This window comes from Aurantimonas sp. A2-1-M11 (genome assembly GCF_036549475.1).
In the GTDB taxonomy this organism is placed as follows: Bacteria; Pseudomonadota; Alphaproteobacteria; order Rhizobiales; family Rhizobiaceae; genus Aurantimonas.
Map to the genome: position 1 here is coordinate 26,116 of NZ_JAZHLI010000022.1, position 21,272 is coordinate 47,387.

General features: G+C 68.1%; 20 protein-coding genes. 12 read left to right on the top strand and 8 right to left on the bottom strand.

The window, feature by feature from the left end:
- Positions 1 to 321: 321 nt before the first annotated feature.
- Positions 322 to 1,470, bottom strand: a complete 1,149-nt coding sequence (locus VQ042_RS12000) for an acyl-CoA dehydrogenase family protein (protein ID WP_331819504.1) — start codon at positions 1,468 to 1,470, stop codon at positions 322 to 324.
- A 142-nt stretch (positions 1,471 to 1,612) separates the two neighbouring features.
- Positions 1,613 to 2,818 (bottom strand): pimeloyl-CoA dehydrogenase large subunit, encoded by a 1,206-nt coding sequence (gene pimC, locus VQ042_RS12005; RefSeq protein ID WP_331819506.1) that lies wholly within the window; start codon positions 2,816 to 2,818, stop codon positions 1,613 to 1,615.
- Positions 2,819 to 3,093: 275 nt separating this feature from the next.
- Here pimC and VQ042_RS12010 point away from each other — a divergent pair, with 275 nt between their 5' ends.
- The 6 genes from VQ042_RS12010 to VQ042_RS12035 all read left to right on the top strand — a co-directional run bounded on the left by VQ042_RS12010 (position 3,094) and on the right by VQ042_RS12035 (position 8,537).
- Positions 3,094 to 5,169 (top strand): 3-hydroxyacyl-CoA dehydrogenase NAD-binding domain-containing protein, encoded by a 2,076-nt coding sequence (locus tag VQ042_RS12010; RefSeq protein WP_331819508.1) that lies wholly within the window; start codon positions 3,094 to 3,096, stop codon positions 5,167 to 5,169.
- Between the two features lie 24 nt (positions 5,170 to 5,193).
- Entirely contained in the window at positions 5,194 to 6,000 is an 807-nt protein-coding gene (locus VQ042_RS12015; protein WP_331819510.1) for an IclR family transcriptional regulator, read from the top strand.
- 229 nt (positions 6,001 to 6,229) lie between these two features.
- The gene (locus VQ042_RS12020) at positions 6,230 to 6,766 is read left to right on the top strand and encodes an SRPBCC family protein (RefSeq protein ID WP_331819512.1); all 537 of its coding nucleotides are present in this window, start codon (positions 6,230 to 6,232) and stop codon (positions 6,764 to 6,766) included.
- Positions 6,766 to 7,728 (top strand): YncE family protein, encoded by a 963-nt coding sequence (locus VQ042_RS12025; RefSeq protein WP_331819514.1) that lies wholly within the window; start codon positions 6,766 to 6,768, stop codon positions 7,726 to 7,728. The genes VQ042_RS12020 and VQ042_RS12025 overlap by 1 nt, the downstream gene beginning before the upstream one ends.
- 57 nt (positions 7,729 to 7,785) lie before the next feature.
- The gene (locus VQ042_RS12030; protein WP_331819516.1) at positions 7,786 to 7,947 is read left to right on the top strand and encodes a hypothetical protein; all 162 of its coding nucleotides are present in this window, start codon (positions 7,786 to 7,788) and stop codon (positions 7,945 to 7,947) included.
- Between the two features lie 278 nt (positions 7,948 to 8,225).
- Positions 8,226 to 8,537: a hypothetical protein gene (locus tag VQ042_RS12035; RefSeq protein ID WP_331819590.1), complete on the top strand. Its 312-nt coding sequence runs from the start codon at positions 8,226 to 8,228 to the stop codon at positions 8,535 to 8,537.
- A 97-nt stretch (positions 8,538 to 8,634) separates the two neighbouring features.
- Here VQ042_RS12035 and VQ042_RS12040 read toward each other — a convergent pair whose 3' ends face one another.
- Together VQ042_RS12040 and VQ042_RS12045 are read right to left on the bottom strand one after the other, a co-directional pair.
- Positions 8,635 to 9,525 carry a quinoprotein dehydrogenase-associated SoxYZ-like carrier gene (locus VQ042_RS12040; protein ID WP_331819518.1) on the bottom strand — a complete coding sequence of 297 codons (891 nt, stop codon included), beginning with the start codon at positions 9,523 to 9,525 and terminating at the stop codon, positions 8,635 to 8,637.
- Between the two features lie 123 nt (positions 9,526 to 9,648).
- Positions 9,649 to 10,602 (bottom strand): quinoprotein relay system zinc metallohydrolase 2, encoded by a 954-nt coding sequence (locus VQ042_RS12045; protein WP_331819520.1) that lies wholly within the window; start codon positions 10,600 to 10,602, stop codon positions 9,649 to 9,651.
- A 650-nt stretch (positions 10,603 to 11,252) separates the two neighbouring features.
- Between VQ042_RS12045 and VQ042_RS12050 the strand changes: the two genes are divergently transcribed.
- The 4 genes from VQ042_RS12050 to VQ042_RS12070 all read left to right on the top strand — a co-directional run bounded on the left by VQ042_RS12050 (position 11,253) and on the right by VQ042_RS12070 (position 15,765).
- Complete coding sequence (locus VQ042_RS12050) at positions 11,253 to 13,100, top strand: methanol/ethanol family PQQ-dependent dehydrogenase (RefSeq protein WP_331819522.1); 1,848 nt, start codon at positions 11,253 to 11,255, stop codon at positions 13,098 to 13,100.
- 178 nt (positions 13,101 to 13,278) lie between these two features.
- Complete coding sequence (locus VQ042_RS12055; RefSeq protein ID WP_331819524.1) at positions 13,279 to 14,022, top strand: c-type cytochrome; 744 nt, start codon at positions 13,279 to 13,281, stop codon at positions 14,020 to 14,022.
- Positions 14,023 to 14,218: 196 nt separating this feature from the next.
- Complete coding sequence (locus VQ042_RS12065; protein WP_331819526.1) at positions 14,219 to 15,148, top strand: substrate-binding domain-containing protein; 930 nt, start codon at positions 14,219 to 14,221, stop codon at positions 15,146 to 15,148.
- 50 nt (positions 15,149 to 15,198) lie between these two features.
- Positions 15,199 to 15,765 carry a PQQ-dependent catabolism-associated CXXCW motif protein gene (locus VQ042_RS12070; protein ID WP_331819592.1) on the top strand — a complete coding sequence of 189 codons (567 nt, stop codon included), beginning with the start codon at positions 15,199 to 15,201 and terminating at the stop codon, positions 15,763 to 15,765.
- A gap of 40 nt (positions 15,766 to 15,805) precedes the next feature.
- On the opposite strand, the gene VQ042_RS12075 is transcribed toward VQ042_RS12070, so the two are convergent.
- The 4 genes from VQ042_RS12075 to VQ042_RS12090 form a co-directional block, all read right to left on the bottom strand.
- Complete coding sequence (locus tag VQ042_RS12075; protein ID WP_331819528.1) at positions 15,806 to 15,982, bottom strand: hypothetical protein; 177 nt, start codon at positions 15,980 to 15,982, stop codon at positions 15,806 to 15,808.
- Between the two features lie 108 nt (positions 15,983 to 16,090).
- The gene (locus tag VQ042_RS12080; protein ID WP_331819530.1) at positions 16,091 to 16,720 is read right to left on the bottom strand and encodes a response regulator transcription factor; all 630 of its coding nucleotides are present in this window, start codon (positions 16,718 to 16,720) and stop codon (positions 16,091 to 16,093) included.
- Positions 16,720 to 18,081, bottom strand: a complete 1,362-nt coding sequence (locus VQ042_RS12085) for a HAMP domain-containing sensor histidine kinase (protein WP_331819532.1) — start codon at positions 18,079 to 18,081, stop codon at positions 16,720 to 16,722. The genes VQ042_RS12080 and VQ042_RS12085 overlap by 1 nt, the downstream gene beginning before the upstream one ends.
- 119 nt (positions 18,082 to 18,200) lie before the next feature.
- Positions 18,201 to 19,463: an ABC transporter substrate-binding protein gene (locus VQ042_RS12090; protein ID WP_331819534.1), complete on the bottom strand. Its 1,263-nt coding sequence runs from the start codon at positions 19,461 to 19,463 to the stop codon at positions 18,201 to 18,203.
- A 139-nt stretch (positions 19,464 to 19,602) separates the two neighbouring features.
- Here VQ042_RS12090 and VQ042_RS12095 point away from each other — a divergent pair, with 139 nt between their 5' ends.
- Complete coding sequence (locus tag VQ042_RS12095; protein WP_331819535.1) at positions 19,603 to 20,145, top strand: DUF3280 domain-containing protein; 543 nt, start codon at positions 19,603 to 19,605, stop codon at positions 20,143 to 20,145.
- Entirely contained in the window at positions 20,142 to 21,209 is a 1,068-nt protein-coding gene (locus VQ042_RS12100) for a (5-formylfuran-3-yl)methyl phosphate synthase (protein ID WP_331819537.1), read from the top strand. Before VQ042_RS12095 ends, VQ042_RS12100 begins: the two co-directional genes overlap by 4 nt.
- Positions 21,210 to 21,272 lie beyond the last annotated feature (63 nt).

A 21,272-nucleotide genomic window follows, 5' to 3' on the forward strand; every position in this document is an offset into this window, starting at 1 on the left:
AAGGTGGGTTTGGATTTGGGGCAATGGCAAGCAATGCGCTGCTCAGACCATTGCGTGAGGCGGCCGTCCTGGCGTGTCTCAAGTCGCCGGCGGCGGAAGCGGTTTGGCATGGGTCCTCGGGTCAAGCCCGAGACCCATTCCTCCGCGTTGCAGCGTCGCGACGTTGCAGCGGGACACCGCACGCGCTCGATGCGGGGCGGACGCTCTGTGTCGCTCGGCTGCCCTTCCCGCGGCAATCGCAGAAATTGCGCCTGAACAGATGCGCCGTCGTGACACGGACGGAACTCGCACCGTCGTGCACCGCGACGGCCAGCGCCTGCACTACAGCGCTGCGAGGCCGCCCTTTTCGCCCAGCAACTCCAGATGATGGTCGGCGTCGCCGAAGGCGAGGTCGATCATGGCGAGGCGCTTCATGTGGTGGCCGACCTCGTATTCCATGGTAACGCCGACGCCGCCATGGAGCTGCACCGCGCTTTCGCGGATGAACTTGGCTGAGCGGCCGATCTGCACCTTGGCTGCCGAGATCGCCTCGCGCCGCGTCTCCGCATCGGGCTCGGAGGCGTTCATCGTGGCATACAGCATCATCGAGCGGGCCTGCTCCAGCGCCATGTACATCTCGGCGCCGCGATGCTGCAGCACCTGGAAGTCGCCGATCGGCACGCCGAACTGCTTGCGCTCCTTCAGATAGGCGATGGTCAGCTCGTGCATGCGCTGCATCGAGCCGACGGCCTCGGCGCAAAGGGCCGCGATGGCCTCGTCGATCACCCGCTCGACGACCGGCAAGGCGTTCGCCGGATCGCCGAGCACCCGGTCGGCGGGCACCGCAACCGCGTCGAAGGTGAGTTCGGCCGCGCGCATGCGGTCCTGGGTGGGGTAGCCGCGGCGCGACAGGCCCGGCGCATCGGCGGCGACGAGGAACAGGCCGAGGCCGGAGCGGTCGCCGGCGGTCCCTGCAGTGCGGGCGAGGACCACGAAGCCGTCGGCGTTGTCGCCGTGCAGCACCAGCGATTTCTCGCCGGTCAGCGTGTAGCCGTCGCCCGAGGGCGTCGCGCTCATGGCGACAGCGGCGGGATCGTATCTGGTGGTCCGCTCGGCGAAGGCGAAGGCCAGGCGCGTCGATCCGTCGGCAAGGCCGGGCACCCATTCGGCGCGCTGCCCGGCCGATCCGGCATGGCGGATGGCGCCGCCGGCCATGACCACCGAGGCGAGATAGGGCTCGACCACCAGCCCGCGTCCGAAGGCTTCCATGACGATCATCGTCTCGACCGGGCCGCCGCCAAAGCCGCCATCCTCTTCCGCGAAGGGCACGGCGGTCAGGCCGAGCTCGGCGAAGGCCTGCCACATCCCCTGGCTGAAGCCGGGCTCCTCGGCACGGTAGCGGCCGCGCTGCTCGAAGCCGTAGCGATCCTTGATCAGTCGCTCGACCGAGTCGCGGATCATGGTCTGCTCGTCGGAAAGGTCGAAATCCATGCGGGGACGTCCTGCTTTCAAGCTGCCGGCGGCGCGCATCCGCGCCGGCCTCGGCGGTAGGGGATAGGGGCGGCGATGCGCGCCGGCGGTACGTAGATGCAACTGGCTGGAGCGCCGTGCGTCCAGTTGGACGCACGGCGCTCTAGAGGCCGAGGATCGCCTTGGCGATGATGCTCTTCTGGATCTCGTTGGAGCCGCCGTAGATCGACACCTTGCGGAAGTTGAAATAGGCCGGCGCGAGGGATGCGGCATAGTCCGGCCCGACGGGGGGCTCGTTGCGGCCGTCCTCGCGCTCGGCCTCGTAGGGCAGGGCGTAGGGGCCGATCGCCTCCATCAGGAGTTCGGTCGTCGCCTGCTGCAATTCCGAACCCTTGATCTTCAGGATCGACGACGCCGGATCGGGCTTGCCGTCGTGGCCACGCTTGGCCTCGGCCGAGACGACGCGCAGCTGTGTCATTTCCAGCGCCTTCAGCTCGATCTCGACGGCCGCGACCTTCTCGCGGAAGCGGCGGTTCTCCCAGACCGGGGACTGGCCGGCGAATTCCAGCCTGGCGATCTCCTTCAGCCGGCGGATCCGCTCCTTCGAGCCACCCACACGGGCGATGCCGACGCGCTCGTGGCCGAGCAGGAACTTGGCATAGTCCCAGCCCTTGTTCTCCTCGCCGACGAGGTTCTCGACCGGGACCCTCACGTCGTCGAAGAACACCTCGTTGACCTCGTGGCCGCCGTCGATGGTCTGGATCGGCCGGACGGTCACGCCGGGCGTCGTCATGTCGATGAGCAGGAAGGAAATGCCCATCTGCTTCTTCGGCGCATCGGGGTCAGTGCGCACCAGGCAGAAGATCCAGTCGGCGTGCTGGCCGAGCGTCGTCCAGGTCTTCTGGCCGTTGACGACGTAATGGTCGCCGTCGCGCACCGCCCGGGTGGTGAGGCTGGCGAGGTCGGAGCCGGCGCCCGGCTCGGAGAAGCCCTGGCACCACCAGTCGTCGAGATTGGCGATGCGCGGCAGGTACCTCGCCTTCTGCGCCGCGTTGCCGAAGGTGTAGATGACCGGGGCTACCATGTTGTGGCCAAAGGGCAGCATCTGCGGCGCCGGCGCCTGCTGCATCTCGTCCTGGAAGATGTACTGCTCGATCGGCGTCCAGCCGGTGCCGCCATGCTCGACCGGCCAGTGGGGCACCGACCAGCCCCTGGCGTTGAGGATGCGCGTCCAGCGCACCATGCCGTCCCTGGACACGTGGCGCCCGTCGCGCAGGGCGGCCGACACGTCGGCCGGCACGTTCTCGCGGATGAAGGCGCGGACCTCGTTGCGGAACGCGACCTCTGCGTCGGTGAAGCGAAGGTCCATCTGGGTCCATCCTTGTCATGAGAGGGCGATGCGAGAGGCGCCGTGGAGTGACCGCCGCAGCGAGCGGATCGTGGTCGCGGCCCGACAGGCAGGCCGGGATCAGCGCCGCCCAATTCCGCATCGTGGAATTCGGTTTTGCAATTGCCGCAAACTAGAAATCGCCCTAGCCTCTGTCAACGACGTCGCGGCGCTCCCGTCCGGGCAGATCGCCGCCCCCCGCAACCCCGGATGCCTTCTCGCAGGGCCGGCCCGCCAGACATTCCAGGACAGGTTTCATGACGACTATCAATCGCGCCACGACGCTCGACGTCGAGGGAGAGGTCGCGGTGCTGACGCTCGACAACCCGCCGGTCAACGCGCTGTCGCACGTGCTGCGCGAAGGCGTTGCCGCGGGGCTGGAGGCGGCGGTCGCGGACCCGGCGGTCAAGGCCATCGTGCTGATCTGCGCCGGGCGCACCTTCATTGCGGGGGCCGACATCAAGGAGTTCGGCAAGCCGATCGCGGCACCGACCCTGCAGGACCTGCAGGACCGGATCGAGGCGTCCGGCAAGCCGGTCGTCGCGGCGCTGCACGGCACCTCGCTGGGCGGCGGGCTGGAACTGGCGCTGGCCTGCCATTACCGGATCGCGTCGCCTTCGGCCAAGGTTGGCCTGCCGGAGATCAAGCTCGGCATCATTCCCGGCGCTGGCGGTACCCAGCGGCTGCCGCGCATGGTCGGTCTGCCGCGCGCCCTCGACATGATCCTGACCGGCACGCCGATGGGCGCGGCCAGCGCGGTGACGCTGGGGATTGTCGACGAACTGGCGGCAGGCGACCTGCGCAGCGAGGCCGTGCGCCTTGCCGCGGCGATTGTCAGCGACGGCCGGCCGCTGCGCCGGGTCCGGGACGAGACGGCGCGCCTCGGCGACGCCGATGTCGAGGCCGCGCTGAGCGCGGCGCGCGAGCGCCACGGCCGCAAGATGCGTGGTTTCGAGAGCTTCGAAAAGGCGATGGAGGCCGTCGCCAACGCCGCCCGCATGCCCTTCGACGAGGGCCTGGCCCGCGAGCGCGAGATCTTCGCCGAACTCCTGGGCGGCACCCAGTCCAGGGCCCAGCGCTACGTCTTCGGCGCCACCCGCGCCGTCGCCAAGATCGCCGACATTCCTGTCGACACCCCGACGCGGCCGATCGGCCGGGTCGGCATCATCGGCGCCGGCACCATGGGCGGCGGCATCGCCATGAACTTTCTGTCGGCCGGGATTCCCATGACGATCGTGGAGCAGAGCCAGGAAGCGCTCGACCGCGGCACCGGCATCATCGCCAGGAACTATGCCGCCTCGGCGTCGAAGGGGCGCATCCGCCCGGAGGATGTCGACAAGGCGACCGGCCTCCTGTCGCCGTCGCTGGAATTTTCCGACCTGTCCGATTGCGACCTGATCATCGAGGCGGCCTTCGAGGAGATGGAGGTCAAGAAGGCGATCTTCGAACGGCTGGACGCCATCGCCAGGGACGGCGCGATCCTCGCCTCCAACACGTCCTATCTCGACATCGACGCGATCGCGGCCGTGACCAGGCGTCCGGCCGACGTCCTGGGCATGCACTTCTTCTCGCCCGCCAACATCATGAAGCTCTTGGAGGTGGTGCGCGGCCGGCAGACGGCGAAGGACGTCATCGCCACGGCGATGAAGATCGGCCGCGATATCGGCAAGACGGCGGTGCTCGTCGGCGTCTGTCACGGCTTCGTGGGCAACCGCATGCTGTCGGCCCGGCAGCGCGAGGCGAACAAGCTGATCCTGGAAGGCGCGATGCCGTGGGACGTCGACCGGGTGCTGACCGGTTTCGGCTTGCCGATGGGGCCGTTCCAGATGGCCGATCTCGCCGGGCTCGACCTCGGCTGGAACCGCGAGACGTCGAAGGGCGAGACGATCCGCGAGCGGCTCTGCGAGGCCGACCGCCGCGGCCAGAAGACCGCCGCCGGCTTCTACGACTACGACGAGGCCAGGAAGGGCTCGCCGTCGCCGCTGGTCGAGGAGATCATCTTGCAGAAATCGCGCGAGGACGGCTTCGAGCGCCGCGCCATCGGCGACGACGAGATCCTGGAGCGGCTGGTCTATCCGATGATCAACGAGGGCGCGAAGATCCTCGACGAGGGCATCGCCCAGCGCGCCTCCGACATCGATGTGGTCTGGATCAACGGCTATGGCTGGCCGGTCTATCGGGGCGGGCCGATGTTCTACGCCGACACGATCGGACCGCACACCGTGCTGGAGAAGATGCGCGAATTCGAGGCACGCATGGGCGAGGATTTCGCGCCGGCGCCCTTGCTGGAGCGGATCGTGCGCGACGGCGGCTCCTTCACCGGCGCGGCCTGAGGGGAGCGGCAAGGGGAGCCGACGATGCGCAAGCGCGGGGCGGCGGACGCTGCAGGCGGGCTGCCGCTGGACGACGATCCCGGCATGGTCACGGCGCTGGTGCGCGGCCTCGACGTCCTGCGATCGTTTCGCCGCGAGGATGGGGCGCTCGGCAATCAGGAGATCGCCCGGCGGACCGGCCTGCCGAAGGCGACCGTGTCGCGGCTGACCTATACGCTGAGCCGCCTCGGCTATCTCGTGCACCTGCCCGAAACGGCGAACTACCGCCTGGGGCCGGGGGCGCTTGCCCTGGGGTTCGCCACGCTCGGCTCGCTGGGGGTGCGCGACGTGGCCCGCCCGTTCATGCAGGCGCTGGCCGACGAGACCCAGTGTTCGGTCGCGCTGGCGACGCGCGACGGCATGGCGATGCTCTATGTCGAGGCATGCCGCGGATCGAGCGCGATCCGCGTCGATCTCGATGTCGGCGGTCACCTCAAGCTTGCGACCTCGGCGATCGGCCGGGCCTATCTCGCCGGCCTTGCCGAGCGCGAGCGGGCTGATCTGATGGCAAAGCTGGCGGCGCGCGAGGGCGCGGCATGGCCGGACATGGCCGAGAAGATCGCGGCGGCGCTCGAGGATTTCCGGGCCGGGGGCTTCGTCGTCTCGGCCGGCGACTGGAAGCGGGAGGTGAACGCCGTCGGCGTGCCGCTGGCCATCGGCACGGGCGGGCTCGCCTTCGCGCTCAATTGCGGCGGACCGGCCTTCGCCCTGCCGGCCGAGCGCCTGCGCGACGATGTCGGGCCGAAGCTGGTGCGCACCGCCGCGGCGATCCGCGGCGCGCTGGGGCTCTGAGGCGTGGAATCACCGCATCGTGCTGCCGGGCCCGAACCGGTGCCGGGAGCCGATGCTGCCGGCCTGGGACCCGCACGTGGCCCGGCTTTCGCTGCACCGCCCTTGGGAAAAATGTCGCGCCCGGGAGGAAGTCCCTTTTCCTTCCAGCGCGATGGCAATAGGTTCCGCCGCAATCCGCGTCGGTTTTGGGCACCGGACCGGTCGGTCACACTCATTGGGAGACCTGATCGTGGCAGCACGCATCATCAGCTTTATCGTCGCGCTTTTCGTCCTGCCGGGACTGGCATTCGCGCACGGACCGACCCGCCAGAAGGCCAGCGAGAGCGTCGTGATCGACGCCGCGCCGGAGGCGGTCTGGGCCAGGATCGCCGAATTCGGTGACATGTCCTGGCATCCGCGCATCGCCATGACCGACGCCGCCGAGGGCAACGAGAAGGGCTCGATCCGCACGCTCGGCTTCACCGACGGCGGCATGATGGAAGAAGAGCTGTCCAAGTACGATGCAGCCAAGATGAGCTATTCGACCTTCATCGGCCACGTGAATGTCGATTTGCTGCCGGCGACGAACTACTCGTCCACGATCACCATCAAGCCGGCCGAGGACGGCGCCAAGTCCGAGGTGACGTGGCGCGCCGCCTTCTATCGCGGCTATCCCAACAACGATCCGCCGGCCGAGCTCAATGACGAGGCCGCGATTGCCGGCATCACCGCCTATATCCGCGAGGGCCTCGACAATCTGAAGGCGACCGTCGAATCGGGCTCCTGATGCGGCGCGTTGCGGCGATCGCGGCGCCTGCGGCCTTCGCGGCAGCGCTGTTCTGGTCGTTGCCGGGCATGGCCGGCGACATCGCCTATGTCACCAGCCAGGAGGCCGGGGAACTGGCCTTCGTCGATCTCGACGCGATGGCGGTGACGAAGACGCTGGTGATCCCCGGCAAGCCCGCCGGCATCGCCGTGTCGGCCGATGGCAGCCGCGCCTATGTCTCGCGGCCCGAGGACAAGGCGATCAGCATCGTCGACACCGCCCGCGGCGAGACGATCGGCGAGATCGCCACCGGTGGCGGACCGCTCGGCATCGCGGTGCATCCCTCGGGCTCGCCGGTCTATGTGGCCGACTGGTTTTCCCATTCGCTGCTGGTCGTCGACCCCGAGGCGCGCAAGGTGGTCGGCTCCTTCGAGACCGGCGAATCGCCATCCGGCGTGGCGGTCAGCGCCGACGGCGCGGTGGTCGTGACCGCCGACCGGGATTCCAACCAGCTGTCCTTCATCGACACGGCAACGGGCGCGGCGATCGCCCGCGTTCCGGTGGGCGAACGGCCCTTCGGTGTCACCATCTCGCAGGACGGCACGCGGGTCTATTCCGCCAATGTCGGCAGCGACGACGTCAGCGTGGTCGACATGGCGAGCCACGAGCTGATCGCCACGGTCCCGGTCGGCTCGCATCCCTATGCCGTGGCAGAAAGCCGCGGCAAGGTGTTCGTCACCGACCAGTATGGCAGCACCGTCACGGTCTTCGAGGCGGCGAGCGGCACCCGCCTGGCGCAGCTGGAAACGGGCGAATATCCCGAAGGCATCGATGTCGGCGCCGACGGCCGCTTCCTCTATGTCGCCAACTGGTTCGACAACACGCTCTCCAAGATCGACGCCGAGACGCTGGAGGTGGTCGGCGCGGTCGAGGTCGGCGATGGGCCGCGCGCCTTCGGGGAGTTCATCGGCCCTTCGCCCTGACGATTTCACAAGATCGCCAGACTTCGCAGCGACTCTCGATGGCGAAGGAGACATGCCATGACGGACCATCGCTATGGCGGCATCGCTTTCGGTGCCGCAATCGGAACCGGTGTCGGGTCGCTGCTCGGCGCCTTCGTGCTGGGCGACCTGACCCTCGGCATCGCCGCTGGGACGGCGATCGGCGCGGGATTCGGCAATACGGTGAGCCGGCGCCTCTGACGGGCGCCGCCCGCCGGCTGTCGCCGCGACATCGTCGATGGCCGGGCGGCCGGCGCGTTGCGAGGCGGGAGGGCGCGCTCGCAGGACGGATGGATCGACGCCGTATTGGTGGCGAGCGACATGGTTTTTCGGGAGGAACGACGATGAAACGAGGAAACGCGCTGATCCGCGGCCTGGCGGCAGGCACGGTCACGGTCGGCCTTCTGGCGGCCTTGCCGGCCGCCGCGCAATCGCCCCAGCCGCCGGACGTGACGGTGGGCACCGCCGGCGCATCCCGGATGCCGGTGATGGGCAGCGTGCCGAACGCCGCCACGGCAGACTATCCGACGGATGCGACCGCCGACTACGTCTTCGGCTGCATGTCGAGCAACGGCAACACCCGCACGGCCCTGGAGCAGTGTTCCTGCTCCTTCGACGTGGTGGCGACATTGCTGCCCTATCAGCGTTATGTCGACGCCTCGACCTATCTGTCGATGGGGCAGGTGACGGGGGAGAAGGGCGTCCTGTTCCGCTCCAGCGCCGATGCCAAGGAGACGGTGGCCGAACTGCGCCGCGCCCAGGCCGAAGCCGAGGTCCGCTGCTTCAACTGAAGACCGCGCCTGCCGGCCGCCGCTGCTGGCGCCGGCAGGCGGTCATGTCGTTACGCGCGCAATCGCGACTGCGGCCAACGGCGCGCGGCTTCCGCGATCAGGTCTGGCCCTGGGTGAACGTCTTTTCGAAGACGTTGCCGTCGGTGTCGGTCGCCCTAGCGTGGAACGGCAGGGCCGGATCACCGGCATAGTTGAAGCGGAAGCTCGGATCCTCGGAAATCGAGATGCCGCCGGTCATAGAGAACAGCGTCTTTCCGCCGTGGTCGACGGTCAGCTCCGAGACGAAATGCGCCGGGATGTAGAGCAGCGTCACCTGGTCCTTCTGCAGCCCGGAATTGTTCGGGTGCCGGATCATCAGCTGCGCCTCGTGCACCGGCGATCCGTCCGTGCCGGCAGCGTCCGCGAACTGGCGCAGCTTCATCTGGCCCATCTGGCGGGCCGCCACTTCCGGGTCCTTGGCGGCCGGGGCCGCGCAGCCGCCCGCCGCCTTCACGAACTGCTTGGTGACATACAGTGTCCCGTCGGCGGCCTCGGCCACCGCGTGGATGTCCGTATAGGCGTTTACCCGGACGCGGGTGGAAAGTTGGGTGAGGCCGGAATCCGGCGCGATGTCGAAGGTGGCGGCGACCGGCGCGGGATTCTCGTCGATGACCAGCGTGATGCGGCGGATGTCCTTCGCCGGATCGATCGTCAGCGTCAGCGGCACGATCGCCGGGTCGGTCGCCCGCGCCGGTGCCTCCAGCGCGATCACGTCGCTGCCGTCGATCAGCTCCCTGTCGCCGAACAGATCGCTCCTCAGTCCCGGCCAGGCGGAATCGGCCGCTGCGGCGACCGCTTCCGGCGAGGTCGCCCAAGCGGGCCCGGTGGCTGCCAGGGGCGCGGTCGCGCCGGCGAGGCCGAGCGACAGGGCGCAGCAAAAGCGCGTCGTGCGGCTCGCTCGTGTTGCGGAGGAGCGGTGCGGCGGCGCTTCGAAATGAGACATCGGCATGAAAACCTCCCGATTTGTCCGTGCGAGTGCCCGTTCGCCTGATCGAACAATCTGACTGCGGGGCCGGCAAACGGCAAGGCCTTCGCCGATCAACACTTGACGAGGGAGACAGGCGAGGTGCCCTCACTCCCATTCGAGCTCGGCGAAGGCCGCGGTGGCGTTCCGGCCGTTGAAGGCGTCGAAGAGCTGCCATTGTCCGGCCTGGCCCGCGGCCGCCGATTCGGTCGCCTGCGCCAGTGGCACGCCGGCGGCGATGGCGGCGCGCAGATCGGCGGCGAGTGCCTCGAGATAGGCCGTCTGGGGCTCCAGCGCCTGGGGCCACGGGGCGCTGGCAGGTCCGTGGCCCGGAACTACCCGCTCGGCCGGCAGCGCCCGCAACTCGGCAATCCGGGCGAGCCAGCCCTTGATCGAGCCGTCGATCACTGGCACGTGCGCCAGGAAGACGAGATCCCCGGCGAACAGCGTGCCGGTCTGCTCGTCGAAGACGGTCAGATCGTTGTCGGTGTGCGCCGTGGGCCAGGCCCTGAGTTCGATCTCGCGCCCGCCCAGATCAAGGCTGCGGGTCTGCGTCACCGTTTCGTCCGGCAGGGTCACGGTCACCGACCCGGCCGCCGCCGGCCCGAGTTGGTCGCGCATGGACAGCTTGTAGTGTTCGGCGCGCGCGCCGAGTGCGGCCGGCAGTTTCTCGTGCCCGATGATCGTCGCGCCTTGGGCCTTGAACACCTGATTGCCGAAGACATGGTCGGGATGCATGTGGGTGTTGATCAGATAGCGGACCGGCTTGTCGGTGACGGCCCGGATTGCCGCCGCCGCGGCCTCGGCATCGGCGACGCTGCCGCCGCTGTCGATCATGGCGACCGAATCGGCGCCGACGATGAAGCCGAGATTGGCGATGGCGCCGTGATTGTCCGGCGAGGTCTCCTCCACCAGTCCGGTGCGGACATGGATGCCGGCGGCGACCTCTTCATAGGCGGGAATTGGTTCGGCGATGGCGGGCAGGGCGGCCACCAGGCCGATCGCCGATGCCGCGAGCAGCCTGGGGAAGTGGCGAATGAGACGGGAAAGAACGAGGGTCATACCGTATCAGGCATGCGCCGGCGCCGGGGAGCAAGCCCTCGCTCGCATCAACAGGGTGTGACCGGCTTGCGGCGTTTCTTCGGGGGGCGGAGGTGCGAAGACTTGCGATGCAGGTGTCGAAAGCGCCGCCTCGCGAGATGATCGGAGCGTATCCCCTCCTTGTGAGTCGGCGGCTCAGTATTTCCGAGCACTGGCAGCGTCGCTGCCGATCTCTCAAGGCTTGTTTGCAGAAGAATGGGGGATCGCTGCGGCGCTTGGTCGCGAAATGAGGTGTGGCTCCAGTATAATGCGGAAAACCGCTAGTCTTGAGCGTACGAAGGGGAGTGGCCGGGCGACGAAACGGCAGATATCACTGCATCGCACCCAGAAAATGCTGCAATGCACACAGGAAAAGTCGCAATTGGCGCTTGCGCAGGAAAATTTCCCGAACTAGCATCCTCCAATGGTTTCCGGCTTCAAGGTCGCAGTGTTGGGAGCGCTGCGAATCTCGAAGGCCACGGTAGGGCGTTGATCAACGGTGCCCACCAAGACCCCTATTGGCGGTCGTGACACGCTGCCGGAAACCTTCCCCCGACGCTACCGATGGTTCGACGTATGCCGGCAATCCTGCCGCCAGCCGTCGCCGGCACAGTTCCTTGGGAGGACACTGAATGTTGAAGCTCATAACGAAGGCTGCACTTGCATCCAGCCTGCTCGTTGCGTTCGGAGGCTCCGCCTCCGCCAACGAGAAACTGCTGGAGATGCAGGGCGATGCCGCGCAGTGGGTCATGCCGACCGGAAACTACGCCAACCAGCGCTATTCGACGCTGGACGCCATCAACAAGGACAATGTCGGCGACATGGTCCCGGCCTGGACCTTCTCAACCGGCGTGTTGCGCGGCCACGAGGGCAATCCGCTCGTCGTCGGCAACATGATGTACGTGCACACCCCGTTCCCGAACATGGTCTATGCCCTCGACCTGTCGGACGAGGCCTCCATCACCTGGAAGTACGAGCCGAAGCAGGACCCGAACGTCATTCCGGTCATGTGCTGCGACACCGTCAACCGCGGCGTCGCCTATGCGCCGGCACAGGGCGACGGGGGCCAGGATCTGATCATCCTGCATCAGGCCGATACGACCGTCGTGGCGCTCGATGCCAAGACCGGCGAGCAGGTCTGGTCCGTCCAGAACGGTGACCCGTCGAAGGGCGAGACCGGCACGGCGGCCCCGATGGTCGTCAAGGACAAGGTCTATATCGGCATCTCCGGTGGCGAGTTCGGCGTACGCGGCTCGCTGACCGCCTACAACCTGTCGGACGGCAGCCAGGCATGGCGCGCCTATTCGACCGGTCCGGACGACGAGATGCTGTTCGATCCCGAGCAGACCATGGAACTCGGCAAGCCGGTCGGCGCCGATTCCTCGCTGAACAGCTGGGAAGGCGACCAGTGGCAGATCGGCGGCGGCACCACCTGGGGCTGGTTCGCCTATGACCCGGACCTGAACCTGATCTACTACGGCACCGGAAACCCCTCGACCTGGAACCCGGCCCAGCGCCCGGGCGACAACAAGTGGTCGATGACGATCATGGCCCGCGATGCCGACAGCGGCATGGCCAAGTGGGTCTACCAGATGACCCCGCATGACGAGTGGGACTTCGACGGCGTCAACGAGATGATCCTCGCGGACATCGACGTCGGCGGCACCGAGCGCAAGGCGCTCGTCCACTTCGACCGCAACGGCTTCGCCTACACGATGGATCGTGAGACCGGCGAACTGCTGGTCGCCAAGAAGTACGACCCGGCCGTCAACTGGGCGACCGAAGTCGTGATGGATCCGGAATCGGACCAGTACGGCCGGCCGCAGGTCGTCGCCGAGTACTCGACCGAGCAGAACGGCGAAGACGTGAACTCCACCGGCATCTGCCCGGCGGCTCTGGGCACCAAGGATCAGCAGCCGGCGGCATACTCGCCGGAGACCAAGCTGTTCTACGTCCCGACCAACCACGTCTGCATGGACTACGAGCCGTTCCGCGTGGCCTACACCGCCGGACAGCCTTACGTCGGTGCGACGCTGTCGATGTACCCGGCCCCGGACAGCCATGGCGGCATGGGCAACTTCATTGCCTGGGATGCCGGCAAGGGTGAGATCGTCTGGTCGCTGCCCGAGCAGTTCTCGGTGTGGTCGGGTGCCTTGGCAACCGCCGGCGACATCGTCTTCTACGGCACGCTCGAAGGTTACCTGAAGGCCGTGGACGCGCAGACGGGCGAGGAACTCTACAAGTTCAAGACCCCGTCGGGCATCATCGGCAACGTGATGACCTACGAGCGGGACGGCCAGCAGATGGTCGGCATCCTGTCGGGCATCGGCGGCTGGGCCGGCATCGGCCTGGCGGCGGGTCTCACCGATCCCAACGCCGGTCTCGGCGCGGTCGGCGGCTATGCGGCGCTGTCCAAGTACACGGCGCTCGGTGGTCAGCTGACGGTCTTCACCGTACCGGACCAGACAGCCAGCAAGTAAGCAAAGCAGGGCCTCGCTCCAAACAGGGCGGGGCCCTTTGCATGACTGGAGGGCCCGTCGTCAGGCATCGACCCGACATCGGGCCTTCGCTTTTGGGAGGGGAGGGTGTGCGACATTCGCGCGCATCGTCCGAAGCTCGGGCCGCTTGAGCGGCCCGGTTGTCAATATGAGGCTTTGAATGAACAGCAAGTTGATCGCGATCGCGGGGGCTGCGCTCCTGTCGGCCAGCAGCCTGGCCATCGCGCAGGGAAGCGGAACCACGGTCGTTCCGGCAGGCGAGGCCGCTCCGCACGGCTCTCCGACCGCCGCGCCGACGGCACCGGCTACAGGCACGGATGGTGCCGCCGCCGCGAATGCTCCCGCCGCCGACCAGGCCCCGGAGGCGGCTGAAGCCGAAGCGGCGCCGGTCAGCGCGGACGCCGAAATCGCCTCTGCCGAGCACATGAAGCCCGATGCCCAGCCGTCCAAGGATACGGCCGCGGAAGGCAACGCTCCGACGGCGGGCGACCTGGGCAAGTACCTCGATCCGGCTGGCAACCCGACCTATCTGGCCGAAGCCGACAGCAAGGTCGACTGGTACACCTGGCGCGGCTACAAGAAGTACATGGCCAACTGCATGCAGTGCCATGGTCCCGACGGTATGGGCTCGTCCTTCGCGCCCAACCTGGCGGAGTCGCTGGAGACCCTGACCTATTACGATTATGCCGGCATCGTCGTCGGTGGTCAGCAGAACAAGTGGAGCTCCTCGGGCAATTCCATCATGCCGGCCTGGGGCGAGGATCCGAACGTGATGTGCTCGATGGACGCCATCTACATCTATCTGCGGGCCCGGGCCGACGGTGTCGTCGGGCGCGGCGAGCCGAAGCGGATTGCCAACAACAAGGAGGCCCAGGAGGAAGAGTACAGCTGCCTGGGATTTTAACAGATGACAGCAATGTCGATCTACGCTGCCGGCATCGCGAGCGTTCTGGCGCTCGCGATGCCATTTCAGGCGATGGCACAGGATCGCGAGTTCGGGGGCGAGATCGAACTCGTCGATCCGGACGTCCTGCGGGTGTGTGCCGATCCGAATAACATGCCCTTCTCGAACGAGGCCGAGCAGGGAATGGAGCAGGCGATTGCCGAGCTGCTGGCCGACAAGCTCGGCCGNCGAGTTCGGGGGCGAGATCGAACTCGTCGATCCGGACGTCCTGCGGGTGTGTGCCGATCCGAATAACATGCCCTTCTCGAACGAGGCCGAGCAGGGAATGGAGCAGGCGATTGCCGAGCTGCTGGCCGACAAGCTCGGCCGCGAATCGGTGTCCTACTCGTATTTCCCGCAGGCGACCGGCTTCGTGCGGATGACGCTGGGCTCCAATCTCTGCGATATCATCATCAGCTATCCGCAGGGTGACGAGCTCGTCCAGAACACCAACGCCTTTTATCGCACCTCCTATGCGCTGGTCTATCCGAAGGACGGGGCGCTTTCGGGTGTCACGACGATCTCGGACCCGAAGCTGAAGGACACGCGGATCGGCATCGTCGCCGGTACGCCGCCCGCCACCTACATGGCGCGCGCCGGTCTCATTGGCCGGGCCAAGCCTTATCGACTGATGATCGACACGCGGTCCGAAAACTCAGCCAAGGCGATGATCGACGATCTCGCCACGGGCGACATCGACGCGGCAGTTCTCTGGGGACCGATGGCCGGCTATTACGCCAAGCTCGCCGACAACGATTATGCCGTCGTGCCGTTGGTCGCCGAGGGGCGCGGGCCTGCCATGGCCTATCGCATCACCATGGGCGTGCGGGCCGCCGACCAGGAATGGAAGCGTACGCTCAACCGGGCGATCCGCGATAATCAGGACGAGATCAACGAGATCCTGCTGTCCTACGGCGTGCCCCTGCTCGACGAGCAGGACCAGCCGATCCTGTCGAAGAGCGGCAAGATGGCCCATGACCTGCCCCTGCCGCAGAACGCCATGCCGACCGACGGTTCGCCACCGGCGGATGCCGCCGCGACCCCCGGCGCAGCGCCCGCTCAGACGGCCACCGAGCCGAAGGGATGAGAAGCGCCGCTCGGCCTGGCTTGGCGGCAATCACGGCGCTGGCCTGGCTGATGCTGGCGCCCGCGACCCTTGTCGGGCCGGCCTTGGCGCAGGTTGGCCCGGCTCCGGCGCTGCAGGCCGGTGAGGCCGCCGCGGTGCCGGAGCCGGCCGATTATCGCACCGAGGACTATCGTGCGCCGGTTCCTGCGACTCTTGCCGGGGGCACGGTAATCGACACCGAGGAGGCCGAGCGCCTGCACGAGGCCGGCGTTGTCTTTGTCGACGTCCTGCCGCGCGCGCCCCGGCCGAAGAACCTGCCGGCGGGCACGCTGTGGCGGCCCAAGCCGCGCAACGACATCCCCGGCTCGCTGTGGCTCGTCGATACCGGTTATGGCGAGCTGCCACCGGCGATGGAGGCCTATCTCATGGATGGGCTGGAACGGGCGAGCGGCGGCGACAAGAGCCGCCCTTTGGTCATCTATTGCGACCGCGATTGCTGGATGAGCTACAACGCGGCCAAACGGGCGATCCGTGCCGGCTATTCGGCCGTGCACTGGTATCCCGACGGCGTCCAGGGCTGGTCGGAAGCCGGCAACGATCTGGCAGCCGCAGAGCCCGAGCCGCGGCCGGACGAATAGCGCGAGGGATGCGCGGCCGCCCCGGGGTGTCACCGCCGGGTCAGAAGCGCCGGCGTGTCCGGCGCATCAGGAGGGCGCCGGCCACGAGCACGGCCCCGATCGCGACCACCACGAACAGCACGAGCATCGCGACCGCTCCGAGAAGCGCCCCGAACGTGTCCCAGAAACCGATCTGGGCGATCAGGATGGCGATGAGGACGATCAGCAGGATCGGCATGGCAGGTCGGCTCCCTCTTCGGCTGCGCCGCAATGGTTCCTACGACTGCCCCGCGCGTGGCGACGGGTCAAGCCGCGGGCGCACGCCGCGCGATCATGCGCGCCGGAATCAGCGGTCGAGCATGCGCCCGCCCCTGGTCTCGATGGCGAAGCGGACGAGATCGGAGGTGCGTTCCACGCCGAGCTTTTCCTTGATCCGGGTCGAGGTGTTGGCGATCGTCTTGTAGGCGACGCCGAGCCCGTCGGCGATCTCTGTCAGGCTCTTGCCCTCGCCCAGCATGTGCAGGATCTGCAGTTCGCGGCGCGACAAATCCCGGGGGCCGTCGCCGCGGCCCTCGTGGCGGGCCATCAGGGCGGCCGTCTCGCTGTCCACATAGGGCTCGCCCTTCAGCGCCATCTCGATCGCCACGAGCAGTTCGTCCGAGGGCGCGGTCTTGGCGACATAGCCGAGCGCGCCCTCGCGGCGGGCCGAGGCGGCATAGACGATGTCGGAATACATGGAGAACACCACGATCCGCGCCTTCGGGTCGTCGGCGCGCAGGCGCCGCAGCACGTCAAGGCCGCTGCCGTTCTTCAGGTTGATGTCGAGGACGACGACGTCCGGACGCAGCCGGCGGAACTCGGCCAGCGCCTCGGACGGGGTCTCCGCCTCGCCGATCTCGCCGACATCCAACGCCTCGACCAGCCGCCTGACACCGTCCCGCACCACGGTGTGATCGTCGACGATCAGAATCTTCATCATGTCTCCTGCCTGTCGTCGCCATCGATATGGGGTCCGGTGCCGTCCGGCAACGGCACCCAGCCTTCCAGCCGGACCCCCGGTGGCAGCGGCACCTGCGTGATCTCGAGCCCGCCGCCGACCGCCGCCACCCGCTCGCGCATGCCGATGAGACCGAAGCCGCCGGCCGTGCCGCTGGCCGGCAGGCCGCCGCCATCGTCGACGACGCCGAATTCCAGCCGGCGGTTGCGCGCCGCCAGGCGAATCGCGATGCGACCGGGATGTCCGTGGCGCAGCGCATTGTGGACCGCCTCGCGCACCGCGCGAAGCACCAGCACCTCCGGTGTCCCGCCCCAGTCGCCGTCTGCCAGCTCCGTGGTGAAGGTGATGTCGGGATGGCGGCGGGAGAGGTCGGCGACAAGATCCTCGATCGAGGCCTTGAGGCCGAGGCCAGGCATCAGGCCGGGCCTGAGATCTGTGAGGATGCGGCGTACCTCCTGACGGGCGCGGTGGGCCGCAGACTTGATGTCCTCGGCCCGGGCGGCGATCGCCTCGCCGCCGTCGAGCCTGGTCGAAGCACGGCGGATGGTCGAGGCATCGACATCGATGGCAAAGAGTAGCGGTCCGATCTCGTCGTGCAGATCACGCGCCAGTTCGGCGCGCTCCTCGTCTTGGAGTAGCAGGAGCTGTTCGGACAGCCGACGGTTGCGGGCCGAGATCTCGTCCAGCCGCGCCGCCATGTCGTTGCAGCCCGCGGCCAGCGCCTGCATCTCCGGCGGGCCCGCGGCGGCGAGCCCGATGTCGTAGTCGCCGCCGCCGATCCGGGCGAAGGCCGCCTGGATGTCGGCCAGCGGCCGCAGGGCGCGGTCGGCGACGATCCAGATGGCGGCGAAGGCGACGAGCAGGAAGGCGACCAGGATGCCCAGGCTGGTCGCCATGTCGGTCCAACTGCTGGCCAGCTCGTTGCGCGGGTCGATGGAGACGACGGCGGCGGTCATCGGCAGGGCGCTGCCCGACAGCGGCATGATGATGGTGGAGGGCGGCGGCGCCAGGAGATCGACGAACCATTCCGGCAGGCCGCCATAGGCTTCGGCCGGCTGCGAGGCCGCGCGGACCGCCCCGGTGGAATCGATCAGCATCATCTGCACGTGCCGGTCGCCATTGAAGGCGCGCACGAAGCTGGCGAGTTCGCCTTGCGTGTCGCGCGAGGCCGGAAGCTCGGCGATCAGCTGGGCGACCCGGTTCGATGCGACGGTCCGTGCGGCGGTCAGCTCGGCCGCGATGTTGGAGGAGGCCTGCCGAAAGCCCAGCAGCCCGCCGATCACCAGGATGGCGAGGAAGGCGGCGGTCAGCGTGGCGGCGAGGCGGGCTTTCAGGGACAAGGCGGCCGATCGTTGCAGGGGCGGGGCGCGGCGGCGCGTGCCGTCTGCCGCGCCACCATCCCGTCAGTCAGAAGCGCGGGCGTGCCCGCGCGTCAAGGGCGCGCCCCGGAAGCGGCAACCTAGCCGCCAAGGTCGCAAGTGGTCTCCGGCCGGTCGACGCCGAGCGTGTCGAGTTCGGAGACCTGGTGCAGGAAGCCCTCCTGCGGCGAGGCCGAGACGACCGACGCCTCGGTGCCGAGCAGCACCGGCTGGCGCATCTGCCAGTTCCAGTCGCGGAAGGTCAGGCGCTGGCCCTTGAAGGCGGCGACGGCGAAGTCCGGGCTCTTGACGAAGGCCGCGATCGTCGCCGGATCGACCGACTGGGTCCGCGACGCCGCCTCGCCGATCACCCGCACCGCGGTCCAGGCCTGCATGTCCTTCGATTCCATGCGCCGGCCGGATGCGTCCTCGAAGCGGTTCTGGATCTGCGCGCCGCCCCATTGCTCGCTGGCCGGATGCCAGGACCCCGGCGTCAGGCCTGCCGTTCCGGCGACTGGCCGGGGAACCCAGGTTCGCCACGGCACATAGGTGCCGAAGACCTCGCTCTCGTCGGCGACGAGCAGCACGTCGTGATCCGGCAGATCCTGCAGGAAGACCGGGATCTGGCGCTGGACTAGGGCCTGGCCGGAATCGGTCGCCCGGGCGCCGCCCTTGTCGGCGAACAGCTTCTCGGCGACGATCTTGCCGCCGAACTTGGTGGCCGAGCGCTTGAGGGCTTCGGCGAATTTCTGGTCGTCGGGATGGCTGCCGGCCACCAGTGCCCAGTCGCGCCACTGCTTCCACATCAGATATTGCGCCAGGCCGTCGGTCAGCATGGCCCGCGACGGCGCGGTGTGGAGCATGTTGGGACGGCATCGCTCGCCGCGCAGATCGTCGTCCGTCGAGCCGGCATTGAGCACCATCGCATCGGTGGCAGCGGCCAGCTCGGCGACCTTCAGCGTGTCTTCGCCCGTCAGGTCGGTGACGATGTAGCGCACGCCGCTGTCCAGCATGGTCTGGGCCGGACCGGCGACGTCGTCGCCGGGCGTCAGCGTCACCACGTCCATGGTGAAGGTCTGGCCCATGAACGAGCCGGTCGTGTTGTTGTCGGCAACGGCGACCTCGGCCCCGGCCACGCCGATATCCTCGGGCGGGATGTCGAGGGCCGACAGGGCGAGGGTCGGCTCCCAGCTCCGCAGATAGCCGAGCTTGACGGTCTGTGCCGCCGCCGTCCCGGCTGCGGCGTCGGCCGGTGCGGGGGATTGTGCCGGGGCGGCCGGCTCCTGTGTGTATCCTGCGCCCGTGATCCAGAGCATCAGGGCCGCGGCCCCTGCCAGCGCGTGCGCGCTCGCCATCTTCACCATGATTGCCTCCCATTCCTGTCGGCGGGCTCGTGCCCCGCCTCCCGCCGGTTCGTGAAAATCGTTTGCTCCACCGGCTCAGGGCGTTAGTTCTGTTACCAGCGCGGTGGGCATCGCGTTCCACAAAGAAGCGAGAGTGTTCGTGCCACCATTGTTCCCCCAGGGCCATGAGCCAAGGCAAGGCAGAGTTTTTCCCGTTGTCGCCCTGTTCCTGGCGCTGACCATGCCCGCGGCTGCTGCCGACAAGACGGTCGCCATCTTCGACTTCGAGCTGATCGATTCCAGCCTCGAGGGCTCGATGATGGGCGAGAATGCCGGTGAGCAGGCACGGCTCCAGACCCTGGCGCCGGACCTGAGCGAGGCCATCGATTCAATGCCCGGCTACAGCGTCGTCGACATCGCGCCGGTCCGCGAACGGGCGAAGAAGCAGTATCTGCAGAGCTGCGGCAATTGCAGCCAGACCTTTGCCCGCGAGCTCGGGGCCGATATCGCGGTGACCGGAACGGTGCAGAAGGTCTCCAACCTGATCCTCAACATCAACGCCTATGCCTTCGACGCCAAGACGGGCGAGCCGATCGCCCGCGGCAGCGCCGACATCCGCTCCAATACCGATCAGAGCTGGCAGCGCGGCATCGACTATCTGTGGGACAACGTCCTGGAAAGGCAGTTCGAGGCGGCGCGTTGATCAAGCTTCTGGCGAGCGTCACGGGAGTCGCGGAGGCCGAGACGGTTCTCGCTGGCGGCGCCGATCTGGTCGATCTGAAGGATCCGGCCAGGGGCGCGCTCGGCGCCGTGACCCCGGACATCCTCGCCGCGACCATGGCGGCGGTGGCCGGCCGGCGACCGGTCTCGGCCGTTGCCGGCGACCTGCCGATGGTGCCAGCCGTGGTCCGCGAGGCCGTCGAAGCGCGCATCGATGCCGATTTCGTCAAGATCGGACTGTTTCCCGCCAGCCGCGACGCGCGGGTCGCGGTGATCGAGGCATTGCGGCCGCTGGCGGCCCGCACCGGCCTGATCGCCGTCTTCTTCGCCGACGGCGATCCCGATTTCGGCCTGCTGCCGGTGCTGGCCGAGGCGGGGTTCAGGGGGGCGATGATCGACACGCTGGGCAAGTCGAGCGGCCGGCTGATGGCGCATCTGTCGATGGCAGAGCTCGCCGACTTCGTGCATGCGGCGCGCGATCTCGGCCTGATGAGTGGTCTCGCCGGATCGCTGGAGCCGCCGGACGTGCCGCGCCTGGCCGTGTTGCGGCCGGACTATCTCGGCTTTCGCGGCGCGCTGACGGCGGGCGCCCGCGACGCGCCGGTCGATCTGGCCGCGGTCCGCACCATCCGGGCTCTGCTGGCCGCGGGGGACGAGGCAACCCCTGGCGCCGTGCCGGTGGCTGACCGCGGCGACCGCATCCTCGTGCGCAACTTCACCGTGCCGATGGAAATCGGGGTCTATGACCACGAGCGCGGGCGCACACAGAAGGTGCGGTTCTCGGTCGAGGCGGAGATCGAACCGCTGGTCGCCGACATCCGGTCGATGGCCGACATCTATTCCTACGACCTTATCCTCGACGCCATCCGCGCGCTGGCGGCCCGCGGCCATACCGATCTGGTCGAGACGCTGGCGGTGGACCTCGCCGAAACCGTGCTGGCCGATCGGCGCATCCGCGAAGTGACCGTCAGGGTCGAGAAGCTCGAACTTGGCCCCGAGGCGGTGGGCATCGAGCTGACCCGGCGACGGGCGCCGGCGGCCGGCTGAGCGACGGCACCGGCCTGTATCGGCATCGATTTCGCAAGTGCCCGACGCGGAGACGCGATACGT